The sequence below is a fragment of the Microcoleus vaginatus PCC 9802 genome, assembly GCA_022701275.1.
Lineage (GTDB): Bacteria > Cyanobacteriota > Cyanobacteriia > Cyanobacteriales > Microcoleaceae > Microcoleus > Microcoleus vaginatus_A.
The window spans coordinates 2361489-2387583 of the sequence record CP031740.1; the positions used below are offsets into that span (position 1 = coordinate 2361489).

Genomic DNA, 26095 nt, shown 5'->3' on the forward strand with positions numbered 1-26095 from the left:
TTAATCGCTAACTACAAATCACTCCCACTCGATCGTTCCCGGTGGCTTAGAAGTAATATCGTAAACCACCCGGTTCACCCCCTTAACTTCATTCACAATCCGGTTCGAGATCAGTTCCAACAAATCGTAAGGAACCCGCGCCCAGTCAGCCGTCATCCCGTCTTCACTCTTAATAAATCGCAAGACGATCGGGTAAGCATAAGTGCGCTGATCGCCCATCACGCCTACACTGCGAATCGGCAGCAAAACTGCAAAAGCTTGCCAAAGTTCACCGTACAATCCGTGCCGGTTAATTTCTTGGCGAACAATGAAGTCAGCATCCCGCAAAATATTTAGTCTCTCGGAGGTAACTTCTCCTATAATCCGAATCGCCAATCCCGGGCCGGGGAAAGGTTGCCGGTTCACGATTTCTTCGGGAAGCCCGATCGACCGACCGACTTTTCGCACTTCATCCTTAAACAGTTTTCGCAGCGGTTCGATCAGCTTAAATCGCAAATCTTTCGGCAAACCGCCGACGTTGTGGTGGCTTTTAATTTTAACAGCAACTCGCTCGCCGCTTTTCGGGTCTGCATTAGTGTCAGCCGACTCAATCACATCAGGATAAAGAGTGCCTTGGGCGAGGTAGTCGAAGGGGCCCAGACGCTTCGATTCTTCTTCAAATACGTTGATAAATTCGTGACCTATCCGCTTGCGTTTTACTTCCGGATCGGTTATTCCTTCAAGTTGAGCTAAAAAGCGTTCGCGAGCATTAACATATTCAACGTCAATGTGGAATTGCTCTTTAAATAATTTTACCAACCGTTCTGGCTCATACTTCCGCATAAACCCTTGGTCGATAAACATACAGGTAAGTTGGTCACCGATCGCCTTGTGCAGCAAGAAAGCCAAAGTAGAAGAATCTACACCACCGGATAGAGCCAGCAAAACTCGTTTGTCTCCGACTTGCGCGCGAATTTCGCGAATCGATTCCTCAACAAAAGTAGCTGTCGTCCAAGTCGGTTCGCACTCGCAAATGTGGTAAACAAAATTGCGAATTAAAGCTATTCCCCCGATCGAGTGAACTACTTCTGGGTGAAACTGAACCCCGTACAAATTTTTCTCGTGGTGAGCAACAGCAGCAGACGGAGTATTGTCCGTGTGAGCGAGGATCTCAAAACCCGACGGCAACTCGGAACAGGAGTCTCCGTGGCTCATCCACATCGTGCTGCCTTCTTCGACATTTGTCAGCAAATCCGTAGGATCGTCAATAAATAGCGATGCCTTGCCGTATTCGGCTAACTTAGCCCGCTCAACCGTTCCTCCGAGCTGCTTTACCATCAACTGCATCCCATAACACACTCCCAACACCGGTATTCCCAAATTCCAAATTTCTGGGTCGCAGTGGGGTGCTCTTTCATCGTATACAGAACTCGGGCCTCCTGACAGAATAATTCCTTTAGGATTGATAGCTTTTAACTGTTCTGCAGTAGTGCGGTAAGAAATAACTTCTGAATATACTTGAGTTTCGCGAATGCGGCGAGCAATCAGTTCGGAATATTGCGAACCGAAGTCGAGAATCACGATCGTCTGGCGATCGCTCTGCCCCAGAGAAGAGTTTGTGAGGTCTGATTCAGTTTTTATTTGAGTAGTCACGGTTATTGCGTAATTGCTAATTGCTAATTGGGTCGAAAGTAGGGGAGGTATTTGTCGCGGCTTCACTACAAGACTGAGGAAGGCGAGCAAGCATTAGTCACTAGGAATAAATCTTATTTATACTAGATTGCAGTCAGCGCTCGTAGTCGATTAATAGGGTCGAGGGCAAGCATAGATTTACTTCAATCCTTACCCTAATTAATTGAACTCTGGCGTCAAAAACTGCGTCCCCAAGCAACCTAGTATAATTAAGGTCTAGGGACAAAGAATTATTACTTGTTAAATATTATCCCTGAGCGATGTTTTAAACAGAATTCAGGGATATTCACACTACATTAACAAATTTGGGTCAAAAATGTATCTCCTATATCACTTTTAACAATAATTTTGCGATCGCGCCCGAACATCACCGATCCCACGGGGATGCGCCGATTAGTGTGAGTAAAAATACAATCCGATGACCGCAAGTCTATTTGTCGGGCGATGTCGCCGTAAATTCGATCGACCCAATTGCTCCCAAACTCGGCGTCTAAAGCCCGCAGTTGCCCGAGAGCCTCTTCGGCTGTCGCTGCGGCAAAAATTGCGGAACAAGCATCGGCAGGCATTCCAGCCTTAGCACAGTAAGCTGTGAGAATTTCCCTGCGCCCGTCAGCGAGGTGGTGGTGAGTGTGAAAAATTCCCGCAGCCAATTTCATCAGTTTCCCGTGATAGCCAAAAAGCAAAATTGACTGCACGCCCTGATATCCGGCTTCTACCAGCAGCGGGCCGAGCCAGTTAGCGGTTTTGACTAGCCTCTCAGGATTAATCCCCAGTTGTCGCGCCAAATCCAAACCGTTTTCGCCGATGCAAAAAACCAAACAGTCAAACAGTTCGGCTTTTTGTTGCAGTTGTTCGCGGTAAACTTCCAACTGTCCAGGGGCACTCAGCGGTTGAGAAATGCCAGTTGTACCCAGCAGCGAAAGTCCTTCTACCACGCCGAAAGCTTCGTTAGAAGTGCGGGTGGCTAGTTGCCGCCCAGACGGCAGAATCAGGGTGACAGTAATTTTTTCTCCCCGTGCGAGTTCTCGGCTCAGATTCGATCGCAACAACCGCATTGCGTAATCATAGATTGCGGCCGCTCCACCGACTGTGTGACGCCCGATACCTTCACCGCCGAGAATCACAATTTGCTCTCCCTCTCCCCGATTCTCTCCCTCTCTCTCTCTCTCTCCCTCTTCCCAATTCCCCAATTCCACCATTGCCCAAACGGGGGTATTGCGAGTCAGATCGAGATTGTCCCCCGGATCGGAGCGAGTCACGCCTAAAGCGGTACCAGTTTTGAGTACAGACGCCTGTTCGATCGGAATTTCTGCAGTTATTTGCGGTTCCAGTAAATATACTGATACGCTCTCTAGAGACTGAACACCCTCACGCAAGCACCGCAAAGCTGCAAGTGCGGCCGCACAGGCAAATACTGGCAGTGTATACCCGGATAAAGGTTGAGTTTTTGTCACGTTCTAATTCAGAAATCCGTAAATTTGCTGGCGATCGACATCACGCCTTAGCAGTGATACCGCTCAAACCCTTAAGCTTAATTCTAGGGTTTGCTATTATCTGCAGTTGGCGTAATTTTTGTCAAGTAATAATTTTGTACTACCAGTTGCCTTGAAGCAAGCAACACTTTTCTTGAGGTGCGTTAGCGGAGTCCTCGTAGAGGATCGCCAAAAACCCACTCCGAAGCCTTACGGGCACGTGCGGGGGATTTCCATAAACAACGCGGAATCTCGCTCGTGAGCGCTGGGACTGAACAAACCGATTCCAGGAATTAGGTACAAATCGTTAGCAGCTATACTCGGCAAGTCGATCGTCTTTCATTCTATAGATTTAGCTAGCCGTAAAGGTTTGAGAGCGGAATGGAGGAACTGGCGCGAAATTTGCTTTGGCCCTTGGGGCGACTTGTTTGAGGCGGAATTCCAGCAATTTTTGGCAGGCGAAATGCTGCGATCGCTTCCTTGTTAAGCGCTAAAACCTACTTTTTGACAATTAGCAAATTTATATCTCCCAAGCGGTTGATGTTCCAGTAATCGCTTGCCATCTATATTAATAACCATTACCCGGAACTGCCAGTCTAGCTTTCAAGCTCACATCTTGAAGGCAGGGCTGGTTTTATCTTAACAGGCTAGCTCAGCAATTTTTAGCAGAAAGATTAAATTTTATTGACACCGGCGCGTGAAAAATAATTTAATGACCAGCCAGCCTCAAACCATTACCAAACGTGGGTTTGGCAGTTTTTAATCTAAAATCTACAATCTACAATCGATTGACTATGGTTGAACCAGTTGCAGAGTTAAATGAACCTCTATCTCTTCAGACTCCAGAAATAGTAGACCAGAAAATATTTCAGCTCGTTCTCTCTGCAAAAACAGCTCTCAAATTTTCTAAAAAAGACGTTCGATCAACCCTGAAAGCCTCAACTCTAGACGGCGTTTTTGCCACTATCTTCGAGTCGGCGACCACCGGCGTGCTGCTGAGCAACTTCTTGCTGCAACTCGGCGCGAGCAGCGTGGAAATAGGTATATTCTCGGCTATTCCTATGGTGGTAAATCTCCTGCAACCACTAGGAGCGTACATCGCAGACCGCACAACCAGCCGCCGCTGGTACAACCTATTTGTATTCGGCGCGTCGCGGCTGCTGTGGCTGGTGCTCGCGGTGGCAATTGTTTGGGGTTCCCAGCACGCAGACCTCCACCAATTGCTGCAATGGACGCTGTTAACAGTCGTAGCAGCTAGTGTGCTGGCAGCTTTTGCCAATTCTAGCTGGTTCAGTTGGATGGCTGCTGTGGTTCCTCAGCGCTTGCGGGGACGCTATTTTGGCTTTCGCAACAGTGCTGTCAGCTTGATCACTTTGCTGGGAGTGCCGTTGATGGGATTGGGAGTGTCAACTTGGGACGGCGGCCCAATTTTTGGCTACGGTATTGTTTTATTTGTGGGTGTTTTGGCGGGAATGATTAGTTTGGGGTGTCAATCCTTCATGGGTGATGTGAATCCCCAGGTATACAAAAAAGATGCAGAGAGCGATCGACTTACAGAGAAAAAAGAAAAGCAAATAACAGATTTTGTGCCTTCGGTGCTGAAAGATTCTAATTTTTTAATGTTTATTCTTTACTTCAGTGTGTGGACATTTGCTGTGAATCTTAGCGCGCCTTTTTTTAATATCTACCTGCTGAAAGATTTAAGCTTGGATGTGAGTTTGGTAACGATTTACACCAGCTTAAGTTCCGGCGCAAATCTACTGCTGCTGATGTTTTGGGGCAAGTTGGCCGATCGCTGGGGAAATCGGCCCCTGCTAATTGCGGTTGGGCTGGTGGTAGCGGTAACGCCTTTGTTGTGGTTGGGTACGGGCAATTACCCGTTTGCCCTATGGGTGTGGCTGCCGCTGCTGCACTTGTTGGGGGGAACGACTTTAGGCGCGATCGGGCTGTGTACTAACAATATTCAAATGGAGATAGCGTCGATCGAGCAACCTTCGACTTATTTTGCGATCGCCGCAGCAGTTTCGGGAGTAGCTGGGGCTTTGGGAACTACCGCCGGCGGCTTTCTTGCTGAACTTCCTGGCATGAGTTTGGGAGCAGTGTTTGCCCTCTCGGCTGGTGTTCGCTTGATTGCCCTTCTGCCTTTGGTTTTGGTGCGAGAACCTCGTAGCCAGTCGCTGCGGTCGATCGTCCCCACTTTGGGACGTTTCAATTTAAACCGCGGCTAGGAAATTTTCGCACAAATTTACTGATCGAGAAACCAGAAAAGCCCACAGATTGTTAAAAACTTCAAGCACATCACAGAAAACCTAAGAGTGCTTGAAACAAATTTTCATCCAAAACATAGTCCCAACCTGCTATGTGTTCTGCCAATACGTCACTATTATCTTGCAGTCAACTGACAAAGCGATAAGATATAGCTGTTTTAAAAGCTGACAAGGCAGAGCGTAAATATGTTTAAAGGTTTGTTAGCTAGGCGTCGGCTCACTACTCCTGTTAGGGCGTTGCACATATATGGTATGATATACAGGGAATGTGTATCAAGTTAAAATATGATTTGTCCTGAATGTCAGTCCACCAATATAAAGAAAAATGGCTTGAAAAGAGGAAAACAGAACCATATTTGCAAGGGCGGCGGTCGGCAATTTATAGAAATTTACTCCAGCAGAGGCTATTCAGAAGAAGTCAAACGACAATGCTTACAGTTGTATGTTGAAGGAAATGGATTTAGACGCATAGAACGTCTGACTGGAGTGTGTCATAACACCGTGATAAATTGGGTAAGAGCTGCGGGAAATAGCAAACCCACCCGAACCCGATTACCAAGACATTCCCGAGGTTGCTCAAATTGATGAGTTACAAACTTACGTCGGTAAAAAAAAACAAAATCTGGGTCTGGACTGTTGTAAACAAAAGCTTTCCGGGGATTTTAGCCTTTGTTTTAGGGGAGCGGTCTTCAGAAACATTTAAACCGTTATGGAAGATTATTCGGGGATGGGAATGTTTCTTTTATGTGACCGATGGCTATGTAGTTTATCCGCAATTTATTAATCAGGGTGAATATAGTCAGCAAAACCTATATGACTCGTGTCGAAGGAGAAAATACTCGCCTGAGGCATCCGGATAGCTCGCCTAGCGCGAAAAACTTTATGTTATTTAAAATCTTTATCCATGTTAGAAATTTCCCTTCGCCTGGTTATTTACTACCTAAAACACAAGACCGTGCCCCTGCCCTCTTGAATCATCCCCCAATTGTGCAACGCCCCTGTTAGCAGAAGCGAGCATTTTTCCAGAACCAAAGCTACTATTTAACGCTCTGAATTTTTTACGTTTTAGGAGAAGCGAGCATTTTCCCAGAAGCAAAGCTACTATTTCACGCTGTAAATATTTTATCTGAGTAAATATAAATAAAATTAACATTTTAATACAGCCAACTAGACTATAGGGTATTTTAGGACTAATATCCTGAGAATTGAAATAACTAAAGATTGCCCAGCTACATAACAATTTCGATCCAAAAACTAGCAGGGAGCGCCTGACTCGATACAAAAACGGGAATTGGCAATTCTCTTGTAACCTATTACTAATGACAGCTCGCTATCCAATTTCAGATTCAAAGAGATAATTTAAAAATGAAACGTTTAATCGTTTGCTGTGATGGAACTTGGCAACAACTAAATAGTAGTTACCCAAGTAATGTGATTAAGCTTGCCCAGGCAGTGAAATCGAGCGCTCGTGACGGGGTTCCGCAGATCGTGTTTTATGACGAGGGAGTTGGATCGGATAGTAACAAGATTTTGGGCGGAGCCACTGGACTGGGAATCGATAGAAATATACAAGATGCCTATCGTTTTCTTTCTCTCAACTATGAGCGTGGTGACGAAATCTATCTATTCGGGTTCAGTCGCGGTGCTTACACAGTCAGGAGTCTAGCGGGAATGATCCATTGCTCCGGTCTCCTAGACCGGCCTCATATTACCAGGGCCTCAGAAGCTTACGAGCTTTACCGTAATCGAGACATTAAACCAAAGGATCGGATAGCCGCCAATTACCGCGAAGAATACGGCGATCGGGTTCCGATTACCTTGCTTGGTTGTTTTGACACCGTTGGAGCCCTTGGTATTCCTACTCTACCCGCCTTTAAGAAGTATGGCGAACAGCTCAATAAGAGGTACAGATTCCACGACACCACTTTAAATAAGTCGATTCAGAATGCGTTGCACGCCGTGGCGATCGACGAAATTCGCGAAATCTTTGATGTTACCCTGATGAAGAAAAATCCTGATGTTGAAAACCAGCGGGTTATTCAAGTTTGGTTTCCAGGGGAACATGGCTGCATCGGCGGTGGCACCGAAGAACACGGCGGCTTATCAGATGCTGCCTTGCAGTGGATGTTGGATTCAACACGTAACCTGGGATTGGGGCTTGAATTCGATCCAAGTGTCATTCCCACAGGTATCAATCCTAATTATGAGATTGATTTTAAAAACGATCCAGGGATCTTCAAATTGGCAGGAATCAAGTTCCGCGAGGTGGGCGATGCCCTTGAGGAGCTTCATGAAAGCACGATCAAGCGTTTGGAAAGCCGAAAGGACTACCGCCCCAAGAATCTAGAAAAGATTTTATCCAAACTTAATTCAAAGCGAAGAGGACAGATAAGACTTCATCAAGATATCGGAATTAAGGCTGGGCAATAAATCGAATCTGCCATAAAAAGGAAAAACAATTATGTCTTCCAAAAGAGACACATCAAGAGACGGGCTGAAAAACAAGATCGAGACTTTCCTTTTAACTAACTTAAAACCGTTTTGGAGCTTTATTCAAAGCAACGAGGGGCTTAGCAAAAAAGTTAACAAAACTCTGATTAACAATGCCATTCTAAAAATTCCAACTCGCCCCTATCCGTTTAGTGCTATGTCTCCCTACACCTCTTGGGATTCATTAAACGATCGCACTTATTCGGGACTCCAACTACCGCCTACGGATTGGAAGCCATTAACGAAGAAAAACTACATAGGGGTTAATTTAGCTCCCACAGAAAATTTTGAAAAGAATCTTCCAGATGTCAAGGAACTGGAGGTCTTGTATCGCAAAAGAGGAGAGACTAAATACTCGCCCAAATCTTCTTTGATTTTCCCCTATTTCGTGCAATGGTTTACCGACAGTTTCCTGCGGACAGATCGGCTAGAGCCCCGCAGAAATAGTTGCAACCACCAAATTGATCTATGTAACGTCTATGGGTTGAACGCAAATATTACGCGCCTGCTGAGGTCTTATCAAGGAGGAAAGCTAAAAAGCCAAATTATTAATGGGGAAGAATATCCTCCTTTTTATTATGATGAGAACGGACAGCCTAAGGAAGAATTCAACGGAATTCCCCATCTAATAGCAGGGTAAACGCATCTTAACTTTAACCCAAAATATGCTACAGTTAAATCCGACTAAATTTTAATGTAGTTTGTTGTAGTTTATGGGTGCTATCGATGGCAAGAGGTTTTAGTAAAGCTGTAACTTCCCTACAAAAACAAACAGATTCATTGCCTTCAAGGAATATTTTAAATGCCAGCTTTTTAGAACATTTTGCCCATTTAAACGACCCAAGAATAGAAAGAAGTAAAGAACACTTACTCAAAGATATTATCGCGATTGCGATTCTAGCTATCATCAGCGGTGCAGACGGATGGGTGGCAATAGAAGCCTATGGTAACGCCAAATATGAATGGTTAAAAAGCTTTCTAGAATTACCGAATGGTATACCATCTCATGACACATTTAGTCGAATATTTGCCCGAATTGAACCGCAGCAGTTTCAAGAATGTTTTTTGAGTTGGGTAAATGCGATAGTCGGGGAATTAGAACTAAACGTGATTGCCATTGATGGCAAAACGATGAAACAATCTTATGACCGAAATGACCAGCAAAAAGCGCTCCATATAGTTACTGCGTGGTCTTCATCTCATCAATTAGTTTTAGGGCAAAAAAAAGTAGATAAAAAATCTAATGAGCTAACAGCAATTCCGGCATTAATAGAAATGTTAGAAATTGCGGGCAGCGTAATAACCATAGATGCTATGGGATGTCAAAAAGACATAACATCTTTGATTATCAAGAAAAAAGGAGATTATGTTTTAGCTTTAAAAGGGAATCAAAAACTCCTCTACAAAGCTGTGAAAGAGTGGTTTGAAGTAGCTCAAAAAGAAGATTATTTAGGCAGAGAGTACAATTATTATGAACAAGTAGAATCGGGACATCATCGAGTGGAAAAAAGACAAGTCTGGACTGTTGATGTATCCGAGTTACCACCTCTGCATAATCAAGAATTATGGACGGGATTAAAAACAGTTGTCATGATAGTTAGTGAACGACGGCTGTGGAATAAAACCACGACTGAAGCTCGTTTTTACGTGAGTAGTTTAAGAAATAATGCTGAGACAATTGCCTTAGCGATCCGCAGTCATTGGGGCATTGAAAATAGCTTACATTGGACGCTAGATGTTACATTTTGTGAAGATGAAAGCCGAATTCGGAAACAGAACTCTCCCGAAAATTTTGCACTTCTACGTCGGTTAGCTATAAATTTACTGAAACAAGAACAAACTTCTAAACAAAGTCTAAAAATGAAACGGTATCGAGCGGCAATGGACAATAATTATTTAATTAAAATTTTAAACTCTGCCAGTTAATACTCGAAATCTAACACCTATCTAAGAAGGAAAATTATCCGGCTTTAAGAAGTTCAGAAAATCTTAAGGTTCTGATTTGAGCTGCTCAAGTCGGGTTAAAATTAAGAATTTTAAGAATGTTTTTTTAGTTATTTAGTAATGCACAAATTCACGTTTTTGTCAAATTAATTTAGATGCGTTTACCCTGAATCGCGTGTGCGACCTCTTAGCAAAGAACTATCCAACTTGGGATGATGAACGCCTTTTCCAAACCGCCAGAAATATCGTGATGGCAGAGTTTCTGAAAATTGTGCTAGAGGATTATATCAACCACATTACTCCCTATAACTTCCAATTCTTCACAGATCCCCCAGCATTTAATAATGAAAAATGGTATCGCACAAATTGGATGTCGGTAGAATTTACTTTAGTTTATCGTTGGCATAGTATGCTGCCCGATAAGCTAATCCATGACGGCAAAGAAATGTCTATGCCGGAGACGATGTGGAACAATGATATGATTATCAACAAGGGTTTGGGAGCTATGTTTGAAGAAACTTGTTCCCAACCAGCAGCGCAATTGAGTTTATTCAATACGCCTGAGTTCCTAATACCAACGGAGACAGCCAGCATTCGTGTAGGTCGTGCGGCGAAATTAAGAAGCTACAATGATTACCGCGAACTGTGTAGGTATCCAAGGGTGACTGATTTTGCTCAAATTACTAGCAATGAAGATGTCCAAAAAGAATTGAAACGATTGTACGGTCACGTAGACAACATTGAGTTGTATGTGGGACTCTACGCCGAAGATCTGCGGGCAAATTCAGCTTTACCTCCTTTAGTAGGACGATTGATAGGAATTGATGCCTTTTCTCAAGCTTTCACCAATCCCCTGCTAGCCGAAAAGGTCTTTAATCCAGAAACTTTTTCACCTGTAGGTTGGGAAGAGATTATGAATACCAAGACCCTCTCGCAGGTGTTGAATCGTAATGTTCCTCCCGGTAAAGAGTACAGAGTTTCTTTCTATAATGAGGGTTGGAAACGAGCTTAAGGATCTGACTGAACACGAGTGGGGTTAAAAATTGTAAAGGGTACGGCTTTATTTCAAATATATAACTCCTATTCAATAATCGCCACCAGTCGCAGTGTTGAGTTGTTCGTGGTTTATAGGATTATGCAATTAACCGCGAACAACTTAAACCTGAGTTCCCTCGACATCCCGTTAAAAATGAGGTGACTTAGAAGGGAAAAATGCCAACAATTATCGCCACAATCAGCTTTTAAAAGGTTATTTATGAGCAAGAAGTTATTTACCGAATATCCCGAACAGGATGAGCTCAAATACTACGATCTTTTGGTTGAGCAAGCCCAGCTTCGGATGGATAATCTTTACGGGGATAAAGAGCGGGCGCTGCGAGATACTCACGCCAAAACTCATGCGTGCGTTAAAGGAACTCTGGAAATTTTTGACTTTGATGAGGAAGCGATTAAACGGAAATTGGGCAAACGCGCTTCGTTAACTTCTTCGCAACTCAATGCGATTTCCATTAAGCAAGGTTTGCTAGCAAAACCCAAACAATATCCTGTTTGGTTGCGATTTGCTAACGGGGCTACCAAAGTAGCCAATGATTACGCCCGAGATTCGCGCTCAATTTCAGTGAAAGTCATGCGGGTGGAAGGGGAACGACTCGCGCAAAGCCACGAGTCAAAAACCCAGGACATCATTGTTCACAATTCAGAGATATTTGTGAGCCAAACCATCAAAGATTACTACGGCTTTTTTTCTGCTCTTGTTGAATCACCAGATACATTGAAAAAGTGGCTAATGCGACATCCCAGACACTTTCTAGCGGTGTCAACGCTTACGGGTAGCCGGACTCCGAAGAGTTTGCTAACAGCAAAATATTGGAGCGGTTCACCCTCTGCTTTGGGTCTCAATCCCGATTTCGATCCCTCCCAGCCTGGTGTAGTTCCTGTCGAATATCCGGCTGTAATTAAGTATGGGTTTACTCCGGTTTCATGCGAACCACCGCACAAGATAATTCCAGAACAATCTCGACCGGGAATTCCTAAAATGCCCTTTGTTGATCGCGCTAAAGCCTTGGGTTTAGATCCCAATCAACCAGACAATTATTACCGGGAGGATCTAATTCAAGCCTTGGCGAAACCTGACGCTCAATACTGTTGGGATTTTGGCATTCAGTTCCAAACCCGCCTAAAAATGCCGATCGACGATGGCATCAATGTCTGGAAGGAAAAGGAATCACCCTTCTTGAGAGTAGGTCGTCTCACCGTCAAGCATCAGATTATTGATTATGAAAAACAATCTGATTTCAACGAAAACCTGCGATATTCTCCCTGGAACGGCTTAGCAGTTCATCGTCCAGTAGGTGCGATCAATCGGATACGCGGTGTGGTTTACCCCGTTGTAGCGAATTATCGCCTTCAAAAGCGAGGTCTTGTCCACCAAGAACCAACCGGAGAAGAAACATTTTAAGGGAATAATTTGAGGCTGGGACATCATTTAATGCCATCAACCAGGTCTCGTCTGAGCACAGGGCTACTCAAGGAAGTTAACCAGGGAAACCTTCAAAAAATCCCATCCCTTTTTAGGGGGTGGGAGTGTTGAAAATTATTAATTTTTAGTGCTCAGTCCTTAGTTTTCATTATTCAGTAGCAATTAATCAATAACTGGGTTCGTACCCAATTATTAATTATTCTGCTAGCAACCAACTGATGACTAATGACCAACGACTGATGACTAATAAATTAGGCTTGCCGTGAGTAGTATTCCACGACTAGCAGTTCGTTAATCTGTAGAGCAATCCACTCGCGTTCGATAACGCCGTTAACTTTGCCAATTAGTTTTTGCTTATCAAATTCCAAGTGATTGGGCAAGTGAGCCAAGCCTGGGTCTTTGAGATTAGCTTCTACCATTGTGCGCGAGCGCTCTCTATTTTTCACCGCAATCACATCACCAGGCTTGCACTGATAGCTGGCGATATTGACTTCACGGTCATTGACAGTTATGTGACCGTGATTTACCAATTGTCTAGCGGACGGAATGGTTGGAGCCATTCCCATCCGAAACACAGTATTGTCCAAGCGCATTTCCAAAAATTGCAGTAACACTTGACCTGTGGAACCCGTGACACGGCGGGCTTTGCGGACGTAACGGAGCAGTTGGCGTTCCGTCACACCGTAATTGAAACGGAGTTTTTGCTTTTCTTGCAAGCGAACCGCATACTCAGAGAGCTTTTTGCGGTTTTGACCGTGCTGTCCAGGCGGATAATCTCGTCTGGGGGTTTTGCGGGTTAGACCCGGCAACTCTTTCAGGCGACGGACGATTCTCAATCGGGGGCCTCGATATCGAGACATTTATTTTCCTCTCTAATATCTGTATGCAATTTTATGCAGACTCTATATTATATGTTGGTAACGGTCAAAATTCCAACAAAGATCGATAAAAAAACGATCGACCGGAGGGCGATCCATAATGTGCGGTAAATTCTGAAGGAAAAGCCGATCGCTCGATCGCCCCAATCAGCCAAAAAAACTCACTACTCGATCTGCCATGCACAACCGCAATTTTTCCCGCACTTCTTCCTCAAAGCCAGCACCGACAGGCTCAAGCCCTACCGCGCGCTGGATATTGGCTTTCGGCACACAGCTAGCAGCACTTGGTTTGTTGGCAACAGCACTGCCAATCTCACCAGCATCAGCCATCACTATTAGAATCCCTCGCTCTAGGAATCCCTATCGCGTCTGCGCCCTGGAACTAATCGACGCCGGAGTGGGAGCAGAGGCCGCCGCCGCCGCTTGTGCTGACGCGCTCCACCCCCGCGACATATCTAAATGCGCCCTCCAAATCAACCGCAAAACCAATATTTCTGGTGTCGAAGCGCTCTCTAGCTGTCGCCGGGTGAGGCGTCCCAAGGAATTGGCTAGTTGCGTAGTAAATATTAACGGCAAAAGTCGAACTCAACCTGCAGCTCCCCTGTTAGTGCTTGATGGATGCCGCCGCAGTTTATTGCCACAACAGTTTGCTGAATGCGTAGTCGGTTTGAGCGGCAGGCTCGACTTTGCCACTGAGCGGTTAATCGCCACTTGTCTTGACCCCAGGGACAGCGTGAGCCAGTTGGACGGGCGCCCTGCACCTACCCCTCCTGTGGAGCTAATTCCACCGCCTTCGCCCCCCAATTAATAACGGTTGACTGTTAACGGTTAACTGTTAACTGATGACTGTTAACGGTTAACTGATGACTAATGACTAATGACTAATGACTGATGACTACTTTTTCCTAATCAAATGTCAGCAATTTTTTCTCAAATTACAGTCGAAGAATTAGGTCGCCAATTAGCAGAAATCAATGCTGATAAATGGCAGCTTGTAGACGTGCGGGAACCTTACGAAATTGAACTCGCGGCGCTGCCGGGATTTGTAGCTTTTCCGCTGAGCGAGTTTGCCGAATGGTCTGGTGAAATTGACGCTAGACTCGATCGCGACACAGAAACCCTAGTTCTGTGCCATCACGGAGTGCGATCGGCTCAAATGTGCCATTGGTTAACGGAGCGAGGATTTACCAACGTTAAAAATATTGTTGGCGGCATCGATGCTTACTCAATGGTGGTCGATCGAACCGTCCCCCGCTATTAACATCAAATCCAGTTCTTAACTATCGTTTTCTTCAGAGTCCGCGCGGGCGGACTTTGTATGTGTAGAAACGAATTATATTTCCCCGGAATGAGCTAATTCACAGCAGCAAATCGAAAATTTAAAAGCGTACTCATAGTGAGCCGATCGCGCCCCTGCCTTTTCGAGTCATAAAGAGCCTCATCAGTCGCCAGTAGCAGCGTTACCGCATCATTTTCCTCGTCCGGAATAACGCTGGCAATTCCTAAACTAATCGTTACCACATAATTAGGCAGACCGTCAAGACTCTCCGGGTTAAAAACAATATTCAAATCTTTCACTTTCGCTCTAATTTGTTCGGCAACAACCACAGCCGCCGACGCATCAGTTTCCGGTAACATTACAGCAAATTCCTCGCCCCCGTAGCGAGCAGGTACATCTGCAGGACGGTCGAGCGATCGGCGAATTGTCTGAGCTACTAATCGCAAACAATCATCTCCTGCTTGATGTCCGTAGGTATTATTATATATTTTGAAATAATCGAGGTCGCACAAAATTAAAGATATCGGAGACCCCTCGCGAGCCATGTGTTTCCATTCGGTTCGCAAGCAACTATCAAAATGCCGTCTGTTGCCAATTTGAGTAAGTTCGTCCACATTCACCAAACCTTGCAGCCTTGGATTTTCTTGCTGCAACTCCTCAAAACCTACCACCGACAACTTGTACTCGCACAAATTTTGCTCTTGAAAATACAGGCGATATAATACGCAAGACAAACTACAGCTATTTCCCTCTAATTAGATAAGTCCCATGCTGTCTAACTGATAAGCCATCAAAGGTTCGAGGTGAATGCTATTTTTAGCATCGACAACTTGTTGGAATGCGGAGGCGAGTTCGGGCTGCTCTTGAATGGCGATCGACTGATTTTGCAAGTAGTCGCTATAAATTCCGCTGTGAGTAGGAGCTGCTGTTAACAGTTCTGCCAACTCTGCTCGCCCCAGTTCCTTCCCGGATTCCTCCCGATCGACAGACAGGCGGTTTTGTTGCAAAATTGCCAGGTGATACAGCGCTAAATGCACTAAATAAGGATGCCCGCCTACCATGTTCATTAATTGCTCTATCGGATCGCGATCGCTCCTGTTTAGTCCGTATCTGCACGCCAAATCTTGAACTTTTTCAACAGTAAATTGTGAGAGTTTAGTCGGCATTCCTACATTAAAGGGAGATTGATTAACATTCAAAGTAATATAAATTGCGGGCGAATGAATAACCACGGTGCGGAGTTTTTGCCAAGTTTTGCTAGCACGAGCTTGTTCGTGCCAAAAACGGATAACCTACAGAAAGTCTTGAGCAATATGGGTGCGTTCAAATACTCGATTGATTTCGTTGATTACTAAGACAATAGGACTGTCAATTTGTTCAAGCAAAGAGTTTTCAAAGTAAATAGTGCAGCTTACCTTGCTGCCCATATCTTCATCCCAGAAGTCATCAATATTTGGTTCGAGTATGAGTTGCCGAGCGACATTGACACAAAGCCAGCGCAAAAATTTATCTAAACTAGCAAAAACCGCTGTGTCGGCTTGCTGAAAGTCTACAGTTACTGTGCGGTATCCACGATCGACTGCCGCGTGAATTATCCGCAGCATCAGCGAACTTTTGGCCATTTTTTTGGGAGCTTTAATGCGAACAAGGCCTCCGGGTTTGCTAATTTCTGCACAGGCCAGGGCTTCGGCTCCTGAGCGATCGATATAAAATCGAGAGTCAAGGGGTATGGGGCCGCCGGGAAATTGTAGGTCGGCAACTGTTTGGAGCAAGTTTGGTGATTTTTGGAGTCCTGCCATAGTCCTTGCACAAGGCGATACCCTGACTGTATCTTACCTTTGTCAGGTTAGGGGGTAGACCGGCGGTGTCCAAGATCGATCGACAATCCTAAAAAATCTAAGTTTTTAGGGACTTCTCGGAACTGACTTTGCTATAGTAGTGTCACTTTACCCAGTCTCAAACCCTGCTTCAACACGGCTCTGCAGATCGACAAAAATTCGACGGTAGCCCAGACGCGCTCATTCTTGGCTTTTACCTGAAAAATAACTCGTTGGTCGTCGATGTCGCGCAGGAAGAGCCCCTATCTAAGGAGAAATAATCATTGTCACGTCGCTACCTGTTTACCTCTGAATCGGTCACTGAAGGCCATCCCGATAAAATCTGCGATCAAATTTCAGATACGATTTTAGATGCCTTACTGACTGAAGACCCTAAAAGCCGCGTCGCAGCCGAAGTTGTCGTCAACACCGGCTTAATGCTGCTGACGGGCGAAATTACCACTAAAGCTCAGGTAAATTACATAGAATTAGCCCGGAAAAAAATAGCCGATATTGGCTACATCCACGCTGACAACGGCTTTTCGGCCAATAGTTGCTCAGTGTTGGTGGCTCTTGATTCTCAGTCTCCCGATATTGCTCAAGGGGTGAATACAGCCCAGGAAAGCCGGGAACAATCGAGTGAAGAAGAATTAGACGCAATCGGCGCTGGCGACCAAGGTTTGATGTTCGGCTTTGCTTGCAACGAAACGCCGGAAATGATGCCTCTGCCCATCAGTTTAGCGCACCGGATTTGCCGTCAACTGGCAGCAGTCCGCAAAACCGGTCAGTTATCTTACCTGCGTCCCGACGGCAAAAGCCAAGTTACAGTCATCTATGAGGACGGCAAACCTGTTGGCATAGATACGATTTTAATTTCTACGCAGCACACTGAAACGATCGGCGACATCACAGACACAGCGGCAGTTCAAGCCAAGATCAAAGAAGACCTGTGGACTGCGATCGTCCAACCGGTGTTTGCCGATATTAGTGTGAAGCCGGATGCAGAAACTCGCTTCCTTGTCAACCCCACCGGCAAATTTGTGGTCGGCGGACCTCAAGGAGATTCGGGTTTGACGGGCCGCAAAATTATTGTGGATACCTACGGCGGCTATTCCCGTCACGGCGGCGGTGCTTTTTCTGGGAAAGACCCCACCAAGGTAGACCGCAGCGCGGCTTATGCTTGTCGCTACGTTGCTAAAAATATCGTGGCGGCTGGTTTGGCCCAAAAGTGCGAAGTGCAGTTGAGTTATGCGATCGGCGTTGCGCGGCCTGTTAGCATGATGATCGAAACTTTTGGCACTGGAAAAGTTGATGACGATCGCCTTTTAGAAGTTGTGAAGCAGCATTTTGAATTGCGTCCTGCGGGAATCATTCAGGCATTTAACTTGCAGAATTTGCCTGCTGAAAGAGGCGGCCGTTTCTATCAAGATGTGGCAGCTTACGGTCACTTCGGGCGCACTGATTTAGATTTGCCTTGGGAGGAAACTGATAAGGCGGAACTTTTGAAAGAAGCTTTGAGCCAGAAGTTGTCGGGAGTAGCTGGATAGTACGATTTTGGGGTGCGCGCAGCGCACCTTATCGATAAATAAGATCGGGTGCTACCAATGAATGTAGGGTGCGTACTCCGCACCTTATCCATAAATAATATAGGCGGTTCTTCGGCGCATCTTATTCATAAATAATACCGGGTTCTACCAATCAATAACGTAGCGGGTTCAGTACCCACCTTCAAAGAAAAAAAGAATAAATAAATGCGACTTTTCACACCTTTCCAATCAGCAATTCGCAGTTTTGCCTCTTCCCTCCAACAGCGGTTGGCGACGACTGGATCTTCGGCACCAAATCCAGCAACGCTGCCCAGTTCGTTTGCGACTAAGAATCCTGGTGGAATTCGCGGCATTTGGATACCCACCACTGACTCCAAAGTTCTCACATCAAAAGAGCGAATTGCTGAGGCAATGGACTTTCTCGCCGATACGGGATTTAATACCGTTTTTCCTATAATTTGGAACCAGGGTTATACGGCTTATCCTTCTAAAATTATGCGAGAAAAATTTGGGGTGGAAATTGACTCGCGCTATCAAGGTCGCGACCCCTTAGCAGAAATATGTGTTGAGGCCAAGAGAGTTGGTTTAAAAGTGATTCCTTGTTTTGAATACGGATTTGTGAGTTCTTACAATCGCAAGGGCGGTCATTTGCTGGCGAAAAAACCTGAGTGGACCGCCCGTGATGCCAGCGGCAATTTACTTAAGAAAAATAACTTTGACTGGATGAATTCTCTTGACCCGGAAGTGCAAGACTTTGTGCGGGGGTTGATGCTGGAAGTTGCTAAAAATTATCCGGTAAACGGGGTTCAAGGAGACGATCGCATAGCGTTTCCGGTAGAAGGTGGTTACGACGAAAAAACGGTTAAACGCTATCGAGAAGAATGCGGTAGAGCCGCACCATCGGATTGTAAAGAACAACATTGGGTGCAGTGGCGCGCTGATATTATTACTGAGTTTGTGGCTCGTTTATACCGAGAAGTGAAAGTGATTAATCCTGATTTGTTGCTATCGATGTCGCCGAGTCCTTATGACTGGGGGCTGGTGGAATATTTGCAAGATTCTAAAGCTTGGGTTGACAAAAATGTGGTCGATCTCTTTCACCCGCAGTTTTATCGCCGCGATTTTAATGCTTACAAACAATTGGTCGATAAAATGATGTCGGGACAGCTTAGCGGGCAGCAAGTAAAGTGCGTGTCGCCCGGTATTTTGTTGGCGAATCGAGGCACCAAATATAGCATAACTCCCGAGCTGTTGTTGCAAGTAATTGCCTACAACCGCTCTCAGGGCATTCAAGGAGAAGTGATGTTTTTTTACGAAGGTTTGCGAGATAACGATAACGCTTTGGCTAAGGTTTTGAAAAAAGGGCCCTATGCTCGTTGAGAGATTGTCCCGCAATCAAGCTGTTTCCGCTTGGCTGCGGTCAACCCCGTCGATCGCTATTTCAAACCAAGTTGGTATAAAATAAGAGGTTGCACCATTCTCAATAAGCTTTATTAACAGGCAAGATGCCTGTTCCACAAAGGGTGAATTTTCTTGTGGAACAGGCATCTTGCCTGTTGCTGACAATGGTGCAAGATGTGAATATAAAATGATGATATAGCAGAGCTAGGCCAGTTAAAAGCGCAGCTATGCCCATCAGCAAGCGCAACTAATTGTCAAGCCGATAGCCCAAACAAACCCGATAATTAATAATTGGGGAGTTGCAAAAATAGGGGAATGAGACATATTTTAGAAGTGGTGCAAGCTTTTTTTGATTAGAAGTAGCGTTTTGTAGATGCCATATTTTTTTTAAAAATAGTTTAAAAGAGCAATCTCAACCGCTCGCCAAAATATCAGGATAAATCAGTGAACTCAGCAGCAACCCTCATCCAACAGCTACCCGAGCTCAGCGATGCTCAATTTCATCAAAAATATTTGAAACAAAAACAAGGGATGCGAACCTTGGCAACAATATTGCCGCAAGTAGAACAGCAAAGTCTGGCTTTGCGGGCAGTAAAATTAGCTCTAAAAGTAAATTTAAAACTCGGCTCGAAGCTAGCAGGAACGGTAAAGCCAGAATTTCAAATAGCCACAATAAAATTAATCGAAAAAATCCCCACTTCGCCTCTGCTCAAAATTCAACTGCTGGCCCTAACAAGTTCGGATATGGCAATTCCGATGCTGGTGGCGGCATTGAACCACAAAGAAAGTGCCGTGCGCCTTCATGGGATTCGAGCGATCGGGAAAATCGGCTCCGAAGCGGCAGTAATTGAATTAGCCCGATCGCTCGAATCCCAAGATTCCCAAATGCAAGCTTGGGCCGCTTGGGCTTTAGGAGAAATTGACTCGAAACCAGCCGCCGTCGCACTGTTCAAAGCCATCAAACACCCAGAGTCCAAGGTGCGCGCCTGGGCTGTTTGGGCCTTGGGCAAAATTAACCCGAAAACAGCCGTCCCCGCGCTGCTGAGAGCCCTCAAACACCAAGATTCCGAGGTGCGCTGGCGGGCGGCGGTCAACTGCGGGAAAATCGGCGTCTCTGAGGCAGTACCCGGGCTGCTGAATGCCCTCAGAGACGAAAATCACATCGTCCGCGCTAGGGCCGCGGCGGCTTTGGGGAAAATCGGCGATTGTGAGGCAGTACCCGGCTTAATAGAATTGCTTCACGACGATCCAGACTCCTATGCAGTTTCTTTGAGGGCCGCCGAGGCCTTGGGACAAATCGGCACGGAAACGGCTGTGGCCGGGCTGGTGCAAGCCCTCAACCATGACGACTCAGACGTGCGCGGCAGTGCAGTTTCTGCCTTGGGGGAAATCAGCAGCGAGGTGGCTATGGTGGCGGTAATCCGATCGCTCTCGGATCGAGATATTTTCGTGCGCGGCAGAGCGGCGGTTGCCCTCGGGAACATCAATACACAGGGAGATGCGAAATTGCAAAAAATGGTGGTCGCCGGACTGGCGAGCGCAATTGGCGACAGCGAATCTTATGTGCGGTGGAGAGTTGCTGCTGCTTTGGGGGAAATAGGGACAGAGGAAGCTGTGGCAGGTTTGGTGCGGCTGCTGGGGGACGAAACTTCTGGAGTGCGCCAAAAGGCTGTTAAATCCCTCGGTCAAATTGGCTCAACGGCTGCTATTTTGGCTCTGGAAACAGCTTTAAATCGCGAATTTGCTGACGTTCGTGCGCTGGCTGCCCAATACTTGGCGGATGTCAGCACTCAGGCAGAAACAGTTGATTTTGAGCCCTCTGTTTCCCCAGATTTATCGAGTGAAAAACTGCCGAAAATCCTGATTGCTTCGCAAGTAGAAGCCAGCGAATACATTGTTGAGCGCCCTGCGCGACGCGAGATTAAATACCTGATCTCGATCGGCAGTCCGGGTGTGCCCGAACCCAAAACTTTTCATCAAATCCCAAACCGAATGTGCCTGGAGTTTAACGACCTCGACACTCCCGTTGACGACCCCGATCAAATCTTGCCTACCCTTGAGGATGTACTGAAAATTATTGACTTCGCCCTCAAAATGTCGTCGCAGGGAGGCAGTTTGCTCATCTGCTGCCAAAGTGGGATCAGCCGTTCAACGGCCACAGCTTTGACTGTTTGTGCTGCGCTGTTGGGTCGTGGCAAAGAACGGGAAGCTTGGGCGTTAGTGCTCGCCGCCAGACCCCAAGCCAAGCCTAATCGCTGGATGGTACACTTGGCCGATGAAGCTTTGGGTAGAGACGGTAAGCTAGCACTGGCGATCGAATTGACCACCGCAACTCCAGAACTGGCAATCGCCAACAGTTGACTGGCCGAAACCGGGTTTCTTTTCACAAGCCCTACAGTTATACTCAACTAACGACACTTCACCTCAGACTTGTCTGTGCGGGGCAACGATGCCAAAAGTCGATCGCCAGGGTGCAAAAGTTCGATCGGCTGCTGCATTTGTGACATTCTGTGCTAAAAAGTCGTCGCATGCTCAACAAAAACCGTCCAGCAATCGTCGCATTGCTGGGAGCAAAACTTCCAAGCTGAGGAATCGGGTGCATTGTCAACAGACAATATCAGCTTTGGGCTACTCACAGGCAAAACAGGTCAGAGAGAATTTTCTGCCTGCAGAATTCCATGCTTGGATAAAATTTTCTTTATTTTGCCTGCTACAGACTTGGACGAGCCGAAAAAGTAATTTGACAACAGCCATCAACAGCCTAATTATCTATTAGACATCCACTAAATTTAAGTTTCTCCTCTGACTCGACAAGAGTTTCAGATGCTTTTTCACAGATGTCTACTGGAAAATAGACCAGATTTCCCGTTTGGAAAACTTAAGAGCGTGGTAGATTTCAACAGAATACAGGGGTTGCATATGTCAAAAATTAACTTGCTAAAAAAAACAGGGAACGAAGCAAGTTTATCGGTTGCCGTTTCGGAATACCAGGGCGAGTTCAATCCAGAGTTAGAACCATTTAACCCGCAGAAAGAACCTATGGCAACGCGAAAGGTAAACCCAAAAAATAGCAAAGTAGGTAAACTGATGCCGCTCTTTATTTCTGAACAAGTTGCTTCTCTAGAAACCCGACATAAGAAAATCCCCAGCCAGGATATTGCAGAAAGATCATACTTAAAACTCCGCAAAATGTTGCCATCTAAAATTGGCGGTTGGTCCATCCATAAAAAAATTGGCGGCGGGTATTTCCTGGCAATAGGAATCGGATTTATTGGCTCCCTGAGCGGGCTGGTGATTGCCGATTACTACCAAGGACAAGGATTAGAACAATTCAATGACGCTCACCTACAAGCGCAATTGCTGGGCAATTTTAAAGATGCAGCGCTGGCGGCACAATTGCAGGGAGCGCAGCTAGATTCTTTTGTAGATAATCCTGCCAAGTTGGAACTGAAACAAGAGCAGTTTGTCAAGAGTATTGTTCAGGCAAAAGAGCTGCGGTTGCGTATAGAGAAGTTTGCCGACAGCAAACCTGCTTGGCGGGCAGAAAAGCCGGAAGTTCTAAAAAGTTTACTGCAAGATTGCACCGAAGATTTAGAATCCTACGCCGATACTCTCAAGCCAACTTTGCAGCAAATCCAGCAATCGCAACTGTCACCTCGGGAGATAGAGTCGGCCAGAAAACTTTTGGCGACAGAAAGCGGAGAAGGTGTAAAACAGCTTAACAGCAGCCTTGAGAAATTGAGCAAAATCCTCGATATTGCCCAGCAGCAAGAGGGGCAAGGCGGTGAAGTGATGGAGGAGGCTCAAGGAATGGAAAAAGCCATAATTATTATTAGTATGCTGCTGTCGGTAGTGGTGGCTGGAATGGTGGCTGACCGCACCAGTCGGGCGATCGCCAAACCAGTGGTGAGCGTCACTCAGATTGCCGAACAAGTGGCCGCCGAGTCAAATTTTGATTTGCGAGCCCCCGTCACCGGACAAGACGAGATAGGGTCATTAGCTGTGTCTCTCAATCACCTGATCGAGCGAGTTTCCGAACATACAAAAGAATTGGAACAAGCTAAGGAAGCCGCCGTCACCGCTAACACTGCTAAAAGCCAGTTTTTAGCAAATATGAGCCACGAGTTGCGGACGCCTTTAAATGCGATTATCGGCTACAGTCAACTACTTTCAGAAGATGCCCAAGATGCGGGATGTGATGAGTTTGTACCCGACTTGGACAAGATTCAGAAGGCGGGCACGCACCTGCTATCTTTGATTAATGATATCCTCGATTTGTCAAAAATTGAAGCGGGGGGTATGAAACTCGAAATCCAGGAGTTTGACATCGAATCCCTGGTTGACAATGTTGCGAGTGCCGCGAAACCGTTGGTAGAGAAAAATGGCAATGTTTTAGACATAGAGTGCGATCGAACTGCGGGTATCATTCACGCAGATTTCAAAAAAGTGCGGCAGGTTTTGATCCACCTGCTGAATAATGCTGCTAAGTTCACCAAAAACGGCAGGGTGAAACTGAGTGTCAGGCGCATTGAAGGCAGTGGCAAATTGAATACAGCAGATCAATCGGCGATTGACGATTCAATGCTTGCCGATGAAACTCATTCTGCGGCGATCGCTTGTCCCCTGCTGAATGTTCAAGAGTCGGATTGGATTTGCTTATCTGTTAAGGATACGGGAATTGGAATGTCGGAAGAACAACAGCACAAATTGTTTGAAGCTTTTGTGCAAGCTGACTGTTCATCAACGCGACCGTACGACGGCGCCGGATTGGGGCTGACACTTAGCCGCTACTACTGTCACATGATGGGCGGGGAAATTTTGGTAGAAAGCGAAGAGGGAAAAGGGTCTATTTTCACTGTCCGCATACCGGCGGGAAATGGGTAATGTGATGTTTGGGCGAGAGATTTAGGGGGTAGGCAGAGGGGCGAAAATTTATGTTTCAAACCTCTGGCGGTATGTCCAAATGCTTTCCCCTTGTCAGTGGGGGCGCTCGCACTCTATTAATTCTAATTGGTTATTTTACCAATTCAAACAGCACAAACCGCTTGCTTTTGAACTCCAACCTAAATCGATTCCGATAAATTTCATTTACTATTATTGAACATTATTGAACCGCGAAGACGCGAAGGACACGAAGGAAGAAGAGGGAAGAAGAAGGAAGAAGTAGATAATTTTCTACCGGGAAGAGAGTAAAATATTGATCGCACAAACTGCCCTCAAGTTTTATCTTGTTTCTCATCCGATGGTGGGGACTGTTTTTGCATTTGTTTTTGACGTTCCCTCACAGCTTGTTCCAAAATGAATGCTGACAAGCCGCTGATTGAACGGCGTTCCTCATTGGCCCACTCTTGAAGTAGGTCATAAATTCCTTCTCCTATCGAGGTTGATATGCGTTTAGACATTAGAAGTTAATTGTTTCTTATTTAAGCCGATCGTCATTGTCCAGTATTTTAGACAATCTTGTCGAGGATGCAGCAAAATGTTGCATTGTGCTGCATTATGCGCTATATTCTTAGAGAGTCAAAAGCCAGCGCTGAACTTTTGCAGGGCCCGCGCTGGCTGATGGTTCCCCAAATACAAGGAGACAATCCACATAAAAGGAGACTATTACTATGGTAAAGCCTGTGAGCGACGGCAGCGAATATAACCGCGGCTATCAACAAGCTTTGAATGATTTTGGCATCACGCAACTGCTGTCGGGTATCCGCAGCTACTCTGATGAGGACTTTGATGCCGATCGCGCGCGCATGACTGGGCCAGAGATCGAAAGCTTTGCGGTGTTTCTGATTCTGCGCGTCGGGGCGAATCTCAAAGGTAGTACGATCGCCCGCTACCTCAACACTCTCAGAAAAGCAAATTCCCCGACGATCGCCGATCGCCCCGCGATCGAACTCAACTCAAATTCGCCAGGGAAAACACCTGAAAAGTCAAAGCAGGGCGAGATCAATTCTTGGGCGATCGTCCGAATTTTACCGAATGCTGAGCATTATACAATTGCGCGTTTTGTCAACCGCCAAGATGCGGACGATCGGCGGAGGGCTTTGTGTCGGTTTATTCGAGGGGGTGTGTTTGAAGTTGTGTGCGATCGGGCCTAATCAATAAACACAAAGGACGGGGACAATTGTAGCGACTCCGTGTTAAGTCCGTCGGGGGTTTTAACCCTCGCCGGACTGTTGTGTGAAATATCAATTGCAATGGACTTTCGCTAAAAGGTCTATCGCTTCAATACCGCTTATACTACAATTAAAATCTCTACTCTCTTTACTAAAACCGATGGAAACTATCAACATCAAAGAAGAAGCCCGCAGCTTAATCGATCGACTGCCTGAAAACTTTACTTGGTATGACCTAATATCCGCAATTTATCTCAGACAAAGGATGCCTTCTCAATCAATTCAAATCAAAGACATCAAACCAGGAGTTGAACCAGAAACTTTCGACGAAGTTGAAGAATCCTCGCCTACACCCCGCCGATTTGGGAGTGAGCGAGGATTAATTACAATTTCTGATGATTTTGACTACCCCCTGGAGTTATTGCCATCGCCGTGGGTCGATCGCTTGCTTGAAAAAGCTAAAAAATTGACTAAAGTATCCGCAGAATTAGCTGAAATTATTACTAAAGTTGAGAAAGAACGCCATATCGATAAACCTGATAATTTTTGGGAAGCACTCCACAACTTTCGTCAAAAAAACAATTTAGAAGCAGTAGGAATTGAGCCAGAAGTTTTTGAGGTAGTCAGGGATTCATCACCGGGGCGCGAGGTTATTTTGTGAGTTGGCGATTTTTATTAGATACTAACGTGCTTTCGGAACCAACTCGGCCACTTCCCAATTCCAATGTAATCGACTT

General features: G+C 45.8%; 17 protein-coding genes and 5 pseudogenes. 17 read left to right on the plus strand and 5 right to left on the minus strand.

The genetic code is table 11. From position 1 onward, the window contains the following. Nucleotides 1–18: 18 nt before the first annotated feature. Together D0A34_09720 and D0A34_09725 are read right to left on the minus strand one after the other, a co-directional pair. Entirely contained in the window at nt 19–1632 is a 1614-nt protein-coding gene (locus D0A34_09720; protein ID UNU19112.1) for a glutamine-hydrolyzing GMP synthase, read from the minus strand. Nucleotides 1633–1967: 335 nt separating this feature from the next. Further along, entirely contained in the window at nt 1968–3125 is a 1158-nt protein-coding gene (locus tag D0A34_09725; GenBank protein UNU19113.1) for a cobalt-precorrin-5B (C(1))-methyltransferase, read from the minus strand. Between the two features lie 812 nt (nt 3126–3937). Here D0A34_09725 and D0A34_09730 point away from each other — a divergent pair. The 7 genes and pseudogenes from D0A34_09730 to D0A34_09760 all read left to right on the plus strand — a co-directional run bounded on the left by D0A34_09730 (nt 3938) and on the right by D0A34_09760 (nt 12302). Beyond that, nucleotides 3938–5371, plus strand: coding sequence for an MFS transporter (locus D0A34_09730; GenBank protein ID UNU22234.1), 1434 nt, complete (start codon nt 3938–3940; stop codon nt 5369–5371). A gap of 324 nt (nt 5372–5695) precedes the next feature. Continuing rightward, nucleotides 5696–6383, plus strand: a pseudogene (locus D0A34_09735) (IS1 family transposase). Between the two features lie 392 nt (nt 6384–6775). Further along, a complete protein-coding gene (locus D0A34_09740) occupies nt 6776–7840 on the plus strand; it encodes a DUF2235 domain-containing protein (protein UNU19114.1) in 1065 nt (354 codons plus the stop codon). A gap of 31 nt (nt 7841–7871) precedes the next feature. Beyond that, nucleotides 7872–8528 (plus strand): annotated as a pseudogene (locus tag D0A34_09745) (heme peroxidase). Nucleotides 8529–8626: 98 nt separating this feature from the next. After that, nucleotides 8627–9826: an ISAs1 family transposase gene (locus D0A34_09750; GenBank protein ID UNU19115.1), complete on the plus strand. Its 1200-nt coding sequence runs from the start codon at nt 8627–8629 to the stop codon at nt 9824–9826. A 134-nt stretch (nt 9827–9960) separates the two neighbouring features. Beyond that, nucleotides 9961–10856: pseudogene (locus tag D0A34_09755) on the plus strand (heme peroxidase). Between the two features lie 243 nt (nt 10857–11099). After that, nucleotides 11100–12302: a catalase gene (locus D0A34_09760; GenBank protein UNU19116.1), complete on the plus strand. Its 1203-nt coding sequence runs from the start codon at nt 11100–11102 to the stop codon at nt 12300–12302. A gap of 272 nt (nt 12303–12574) precedes the next feature. Here D0A34_09760 and rpsD read toward each other — a convergent pair whose 3' ends face one another. Next, on the minus strand, nt 12575–13183 hold the full coding sequence (rpsD, locus tag D0A34_09765; GenBank protein UNU19117.1) for a 30S ribosomal protein S4: 609 nt from the start codon (nt 13181–13183) through the stop codon (nt 12575–12577). Between the two features lie 196 nt (nt 13184–13379). Here rpsD and D0A34_09770 point away from each other — a divergent pair, with 196 nt between their 5' ends. Together D0A34_09770 and D0A34_09775 are read left to right on the plus strand one after the other, a co-directional pair. After that, nucleotides 13380–14009: a hypothetical protein gene (locus D0A34_09770; protein ID UNU19118.1), complete on the plus strand. Its 630-nt coding sequence runs from the start codon at nt 13380–13382 to the stop codon at nt 14007–14009. A 105-nt stretch (nt 14010–14114) separates the two neighbouring features. Then, entirely contained in the window at nt 14115–14462 is a 348-nt protein-coding gene (locus D0A34_09775) for a rhodanese-like domain-containing protein (GenBank protein ID UNU19119.1), read from the plus strand. A 92-nt stretch (nt 14463–14554) separates the two neighbouring features. On the opposite strand, the pseudogene D0A34_09780 reads toward D0A34_09775, so the two are convergent. Further along, nucleotides 14555–16279, minus strand: a pseudogene (locus D0A34_09780) (diguanylate cyclase). A 302-nt stretch (nt 16280–16581) separates the two neighbouring features. Between D0A34_09780 and D0A34_09785 the strand changes: the two are divergent. The 5 genes from D0A34_09785 to D0A34_09805 all read left to right on the plus strand — a co-directional run bounded on the left by D0A34_09785 (nt 16582) and on the right by D0A34_09805 (nt 24129). Further along, nucleotides 16582–17844, plus strand: coding sequence for a methionine adenosyltransferase (locus tag D0A34_09785; GenBank protein ID UNU19120.1), 1263 nt, complete (start codon nt 16582–16584; stop codon nt 17842–17844). Nucleotides 17845–18048: 204 nt separating this feature from the next. Then, nucleotides 18049–19224 carry a hypothetical protein gene (locus D0A34_09790; protein UNU19121.1) on the plus strand — a complete coding sequence of 392 codons (1176 nt, stop codon included), beginning with the start codon at nt 18049–18051 and terminating at the stop codon, nt 19222–19224. A 465-nt stretch (nt 19225–19689) separates the two neighbouring features. Further along, nucleotides 19690–21606, plus strand: a complete 1917-nt coding sequence (locus D0A34_09795) for a PBS lyase (protein ID UNU19122.1) — start codon at nt 19690–19692, stop codon at nt 21604–21606. A gap of 88 nt (nt 21607–21694) precedes the next feature. Next, entirely contained in the window at nt 21695–22021 is a 327-nt protein-coding gene (locus D0A34_09800) for a hypothetical protein (GenBank protein ID UNU19123.1), read from the plus strand. Nucleotides 22022–22068: 47 nt separating this feature from the next. Continuing rightward, nucleotides 22069–24129, plus strand: coding sequence for a sensor histidine kinase (locus D0A34_09805; GenBank protein ID UNU19124.1), 2061 nt, complete (start codon nt 22069–22071; stop codon nt 24127–24129). Between the two features lie 332 nt (nt 24130–24461). Here D0A34_09805 and D0A34_09810 read toward each other — a convergent pair whose 3' ends face one another. After that, complete coding sequence (locus D0A34_09810; GenBank protein ID UNU19125.1) at nt 24462–24647, minus strand: hypothetical protein; 186 nt, start codon at nt 24645–24647, stop codon at nt 24462–24464. Nucleotides 24648–24857: 210 nt separating this feature from the next. Between D0A34_09810 and D0A34_09815 the strand changes: the two genes are divergently transcribed. The 3 genes and pseudogenes from D0A34_09815 (at nt 24858) to D0A34_09825 (ending at nt 26093) form a co-directional block, all read left to right on the plus strand. Next, nucleotides 24858–25340 (plus strand): hypothetical protein, encoded by a 483-nt coding sequence (locus tag D0A34_09815; GenBank protein ID UNU19126.1) that lies wholly within the window; start codon nt 24858–24860, stop codon nt 25338–25340. Between the two features lie 178 nt (nt 25341–25518). Next, nucleotides 25519–26019, plus strand: coding sequence for a hypothetical protein (locus D0A34_09820; GenBank protein ID UNU19127.1), 501 nt, complete (start codon nt 25519–25521; stop codon nt 26017–26019). Further along, nucleotides 26016–26093: pseudogene (locus tag D0A34_09825) on the plus strand (VapC toxin family PIN domain ribonuclease). The gene D0A34_09820 and the pseudogene D0A34_09825 overlap by 4 nt, the downstream one beginning before the upstream one ends. The last annotated feature ends 2 nt before the right edge of the window (nt 26094–26095 follow it).

Bases quoted from the DNA above. Each gene is read 5' to 3' on its own strand.
- D0A34_09730 (UNU22234.1), top strand. From the start codon at position 3,938: ATGGTTGAACCAGTTGCAGAGTTAAATGAACCTCTATCTCTTCAGACT.
- D0A34_09740 (UNU19114.1), top strand. From the start codon at position 6,776: ATGAAACGTTTAATCGTTTGCTGTGATGGAACTTGGCAACAACTAAAT.
- D0A34_09750 (UNU19115.1), top strand. From the start codon at position 8,627: ATGGCAAGAGGTTTTAGTAAAGCTGTAACTTCCCTACAAAAACAAACA.
- D0A34_09760 (UNU19116.1), top strand. From the start codon at position 11,100: ATGAGCAAGAAGTTATTTACCGAATATCCCGAACAGGATGAGCTCAAA.
- rpsD (UNU19117.1), bottom strand. From the start codon at position 13,183: ATGTCTCGATATCGAGGCCCCCGATTGAGAATCGTCCGTCGCCTGAAA.
- D0A34_09770 (UNU19118.1), top strand. From the start codon at position 13,380: ATGCACAACCGCAATTTTTCCCGCACTTCTTCCTCAAAGCCAGCACCG.
- D0A34_09775 (UNU19119.1), top strand. From the start codon at position 14,115: ATGTCAGCAATTTTTTCTCAAATTACAGTCGAAGAATTAGGTCGCCAA.
- D0A34_09790 (UNU19121.1), top strand. From the start codon at position 18,049: ATGCGACTTTTCACACCTTTCCAATCAGCAATTCGCAGTTTTGCCTCT.
- D0A34_09800 (UNU19123.1), top strand. From the start codon at position 21,695: ATGCCAAAAGTCGATCGCCAGGGTGCAAAAGTTCGATCGGCTGCTGCA.
- D0A34_09805 (UNU19124.1), top strand. From the start codon at position 22,069: ATGCTTTTTCACAGATGTCTACTGGAAAATAGACCAGATTTCCCGTTT.
- D0A34_09810 (UNU19125.1), bottom strand. From the start codon at position 24,647: ATGTCTAAACGCATATCAACCTCGATAGGAGAAGGAATTTATGACCTA.
- D0A34_09815 (UNU19126.1), top strand. From the start codon at position 24,858: ATGGTAAAGCCTGTGAGCGACGGCAGCGAATATAACCGCGGCTATCAA.
- D0A34_09820 (UNU19127.1), top strand. From the start codon at position 25,519: ATGGAAACTATCAACATCAAAGAAGAAGCCCGCAGCTTAATCGATCGA.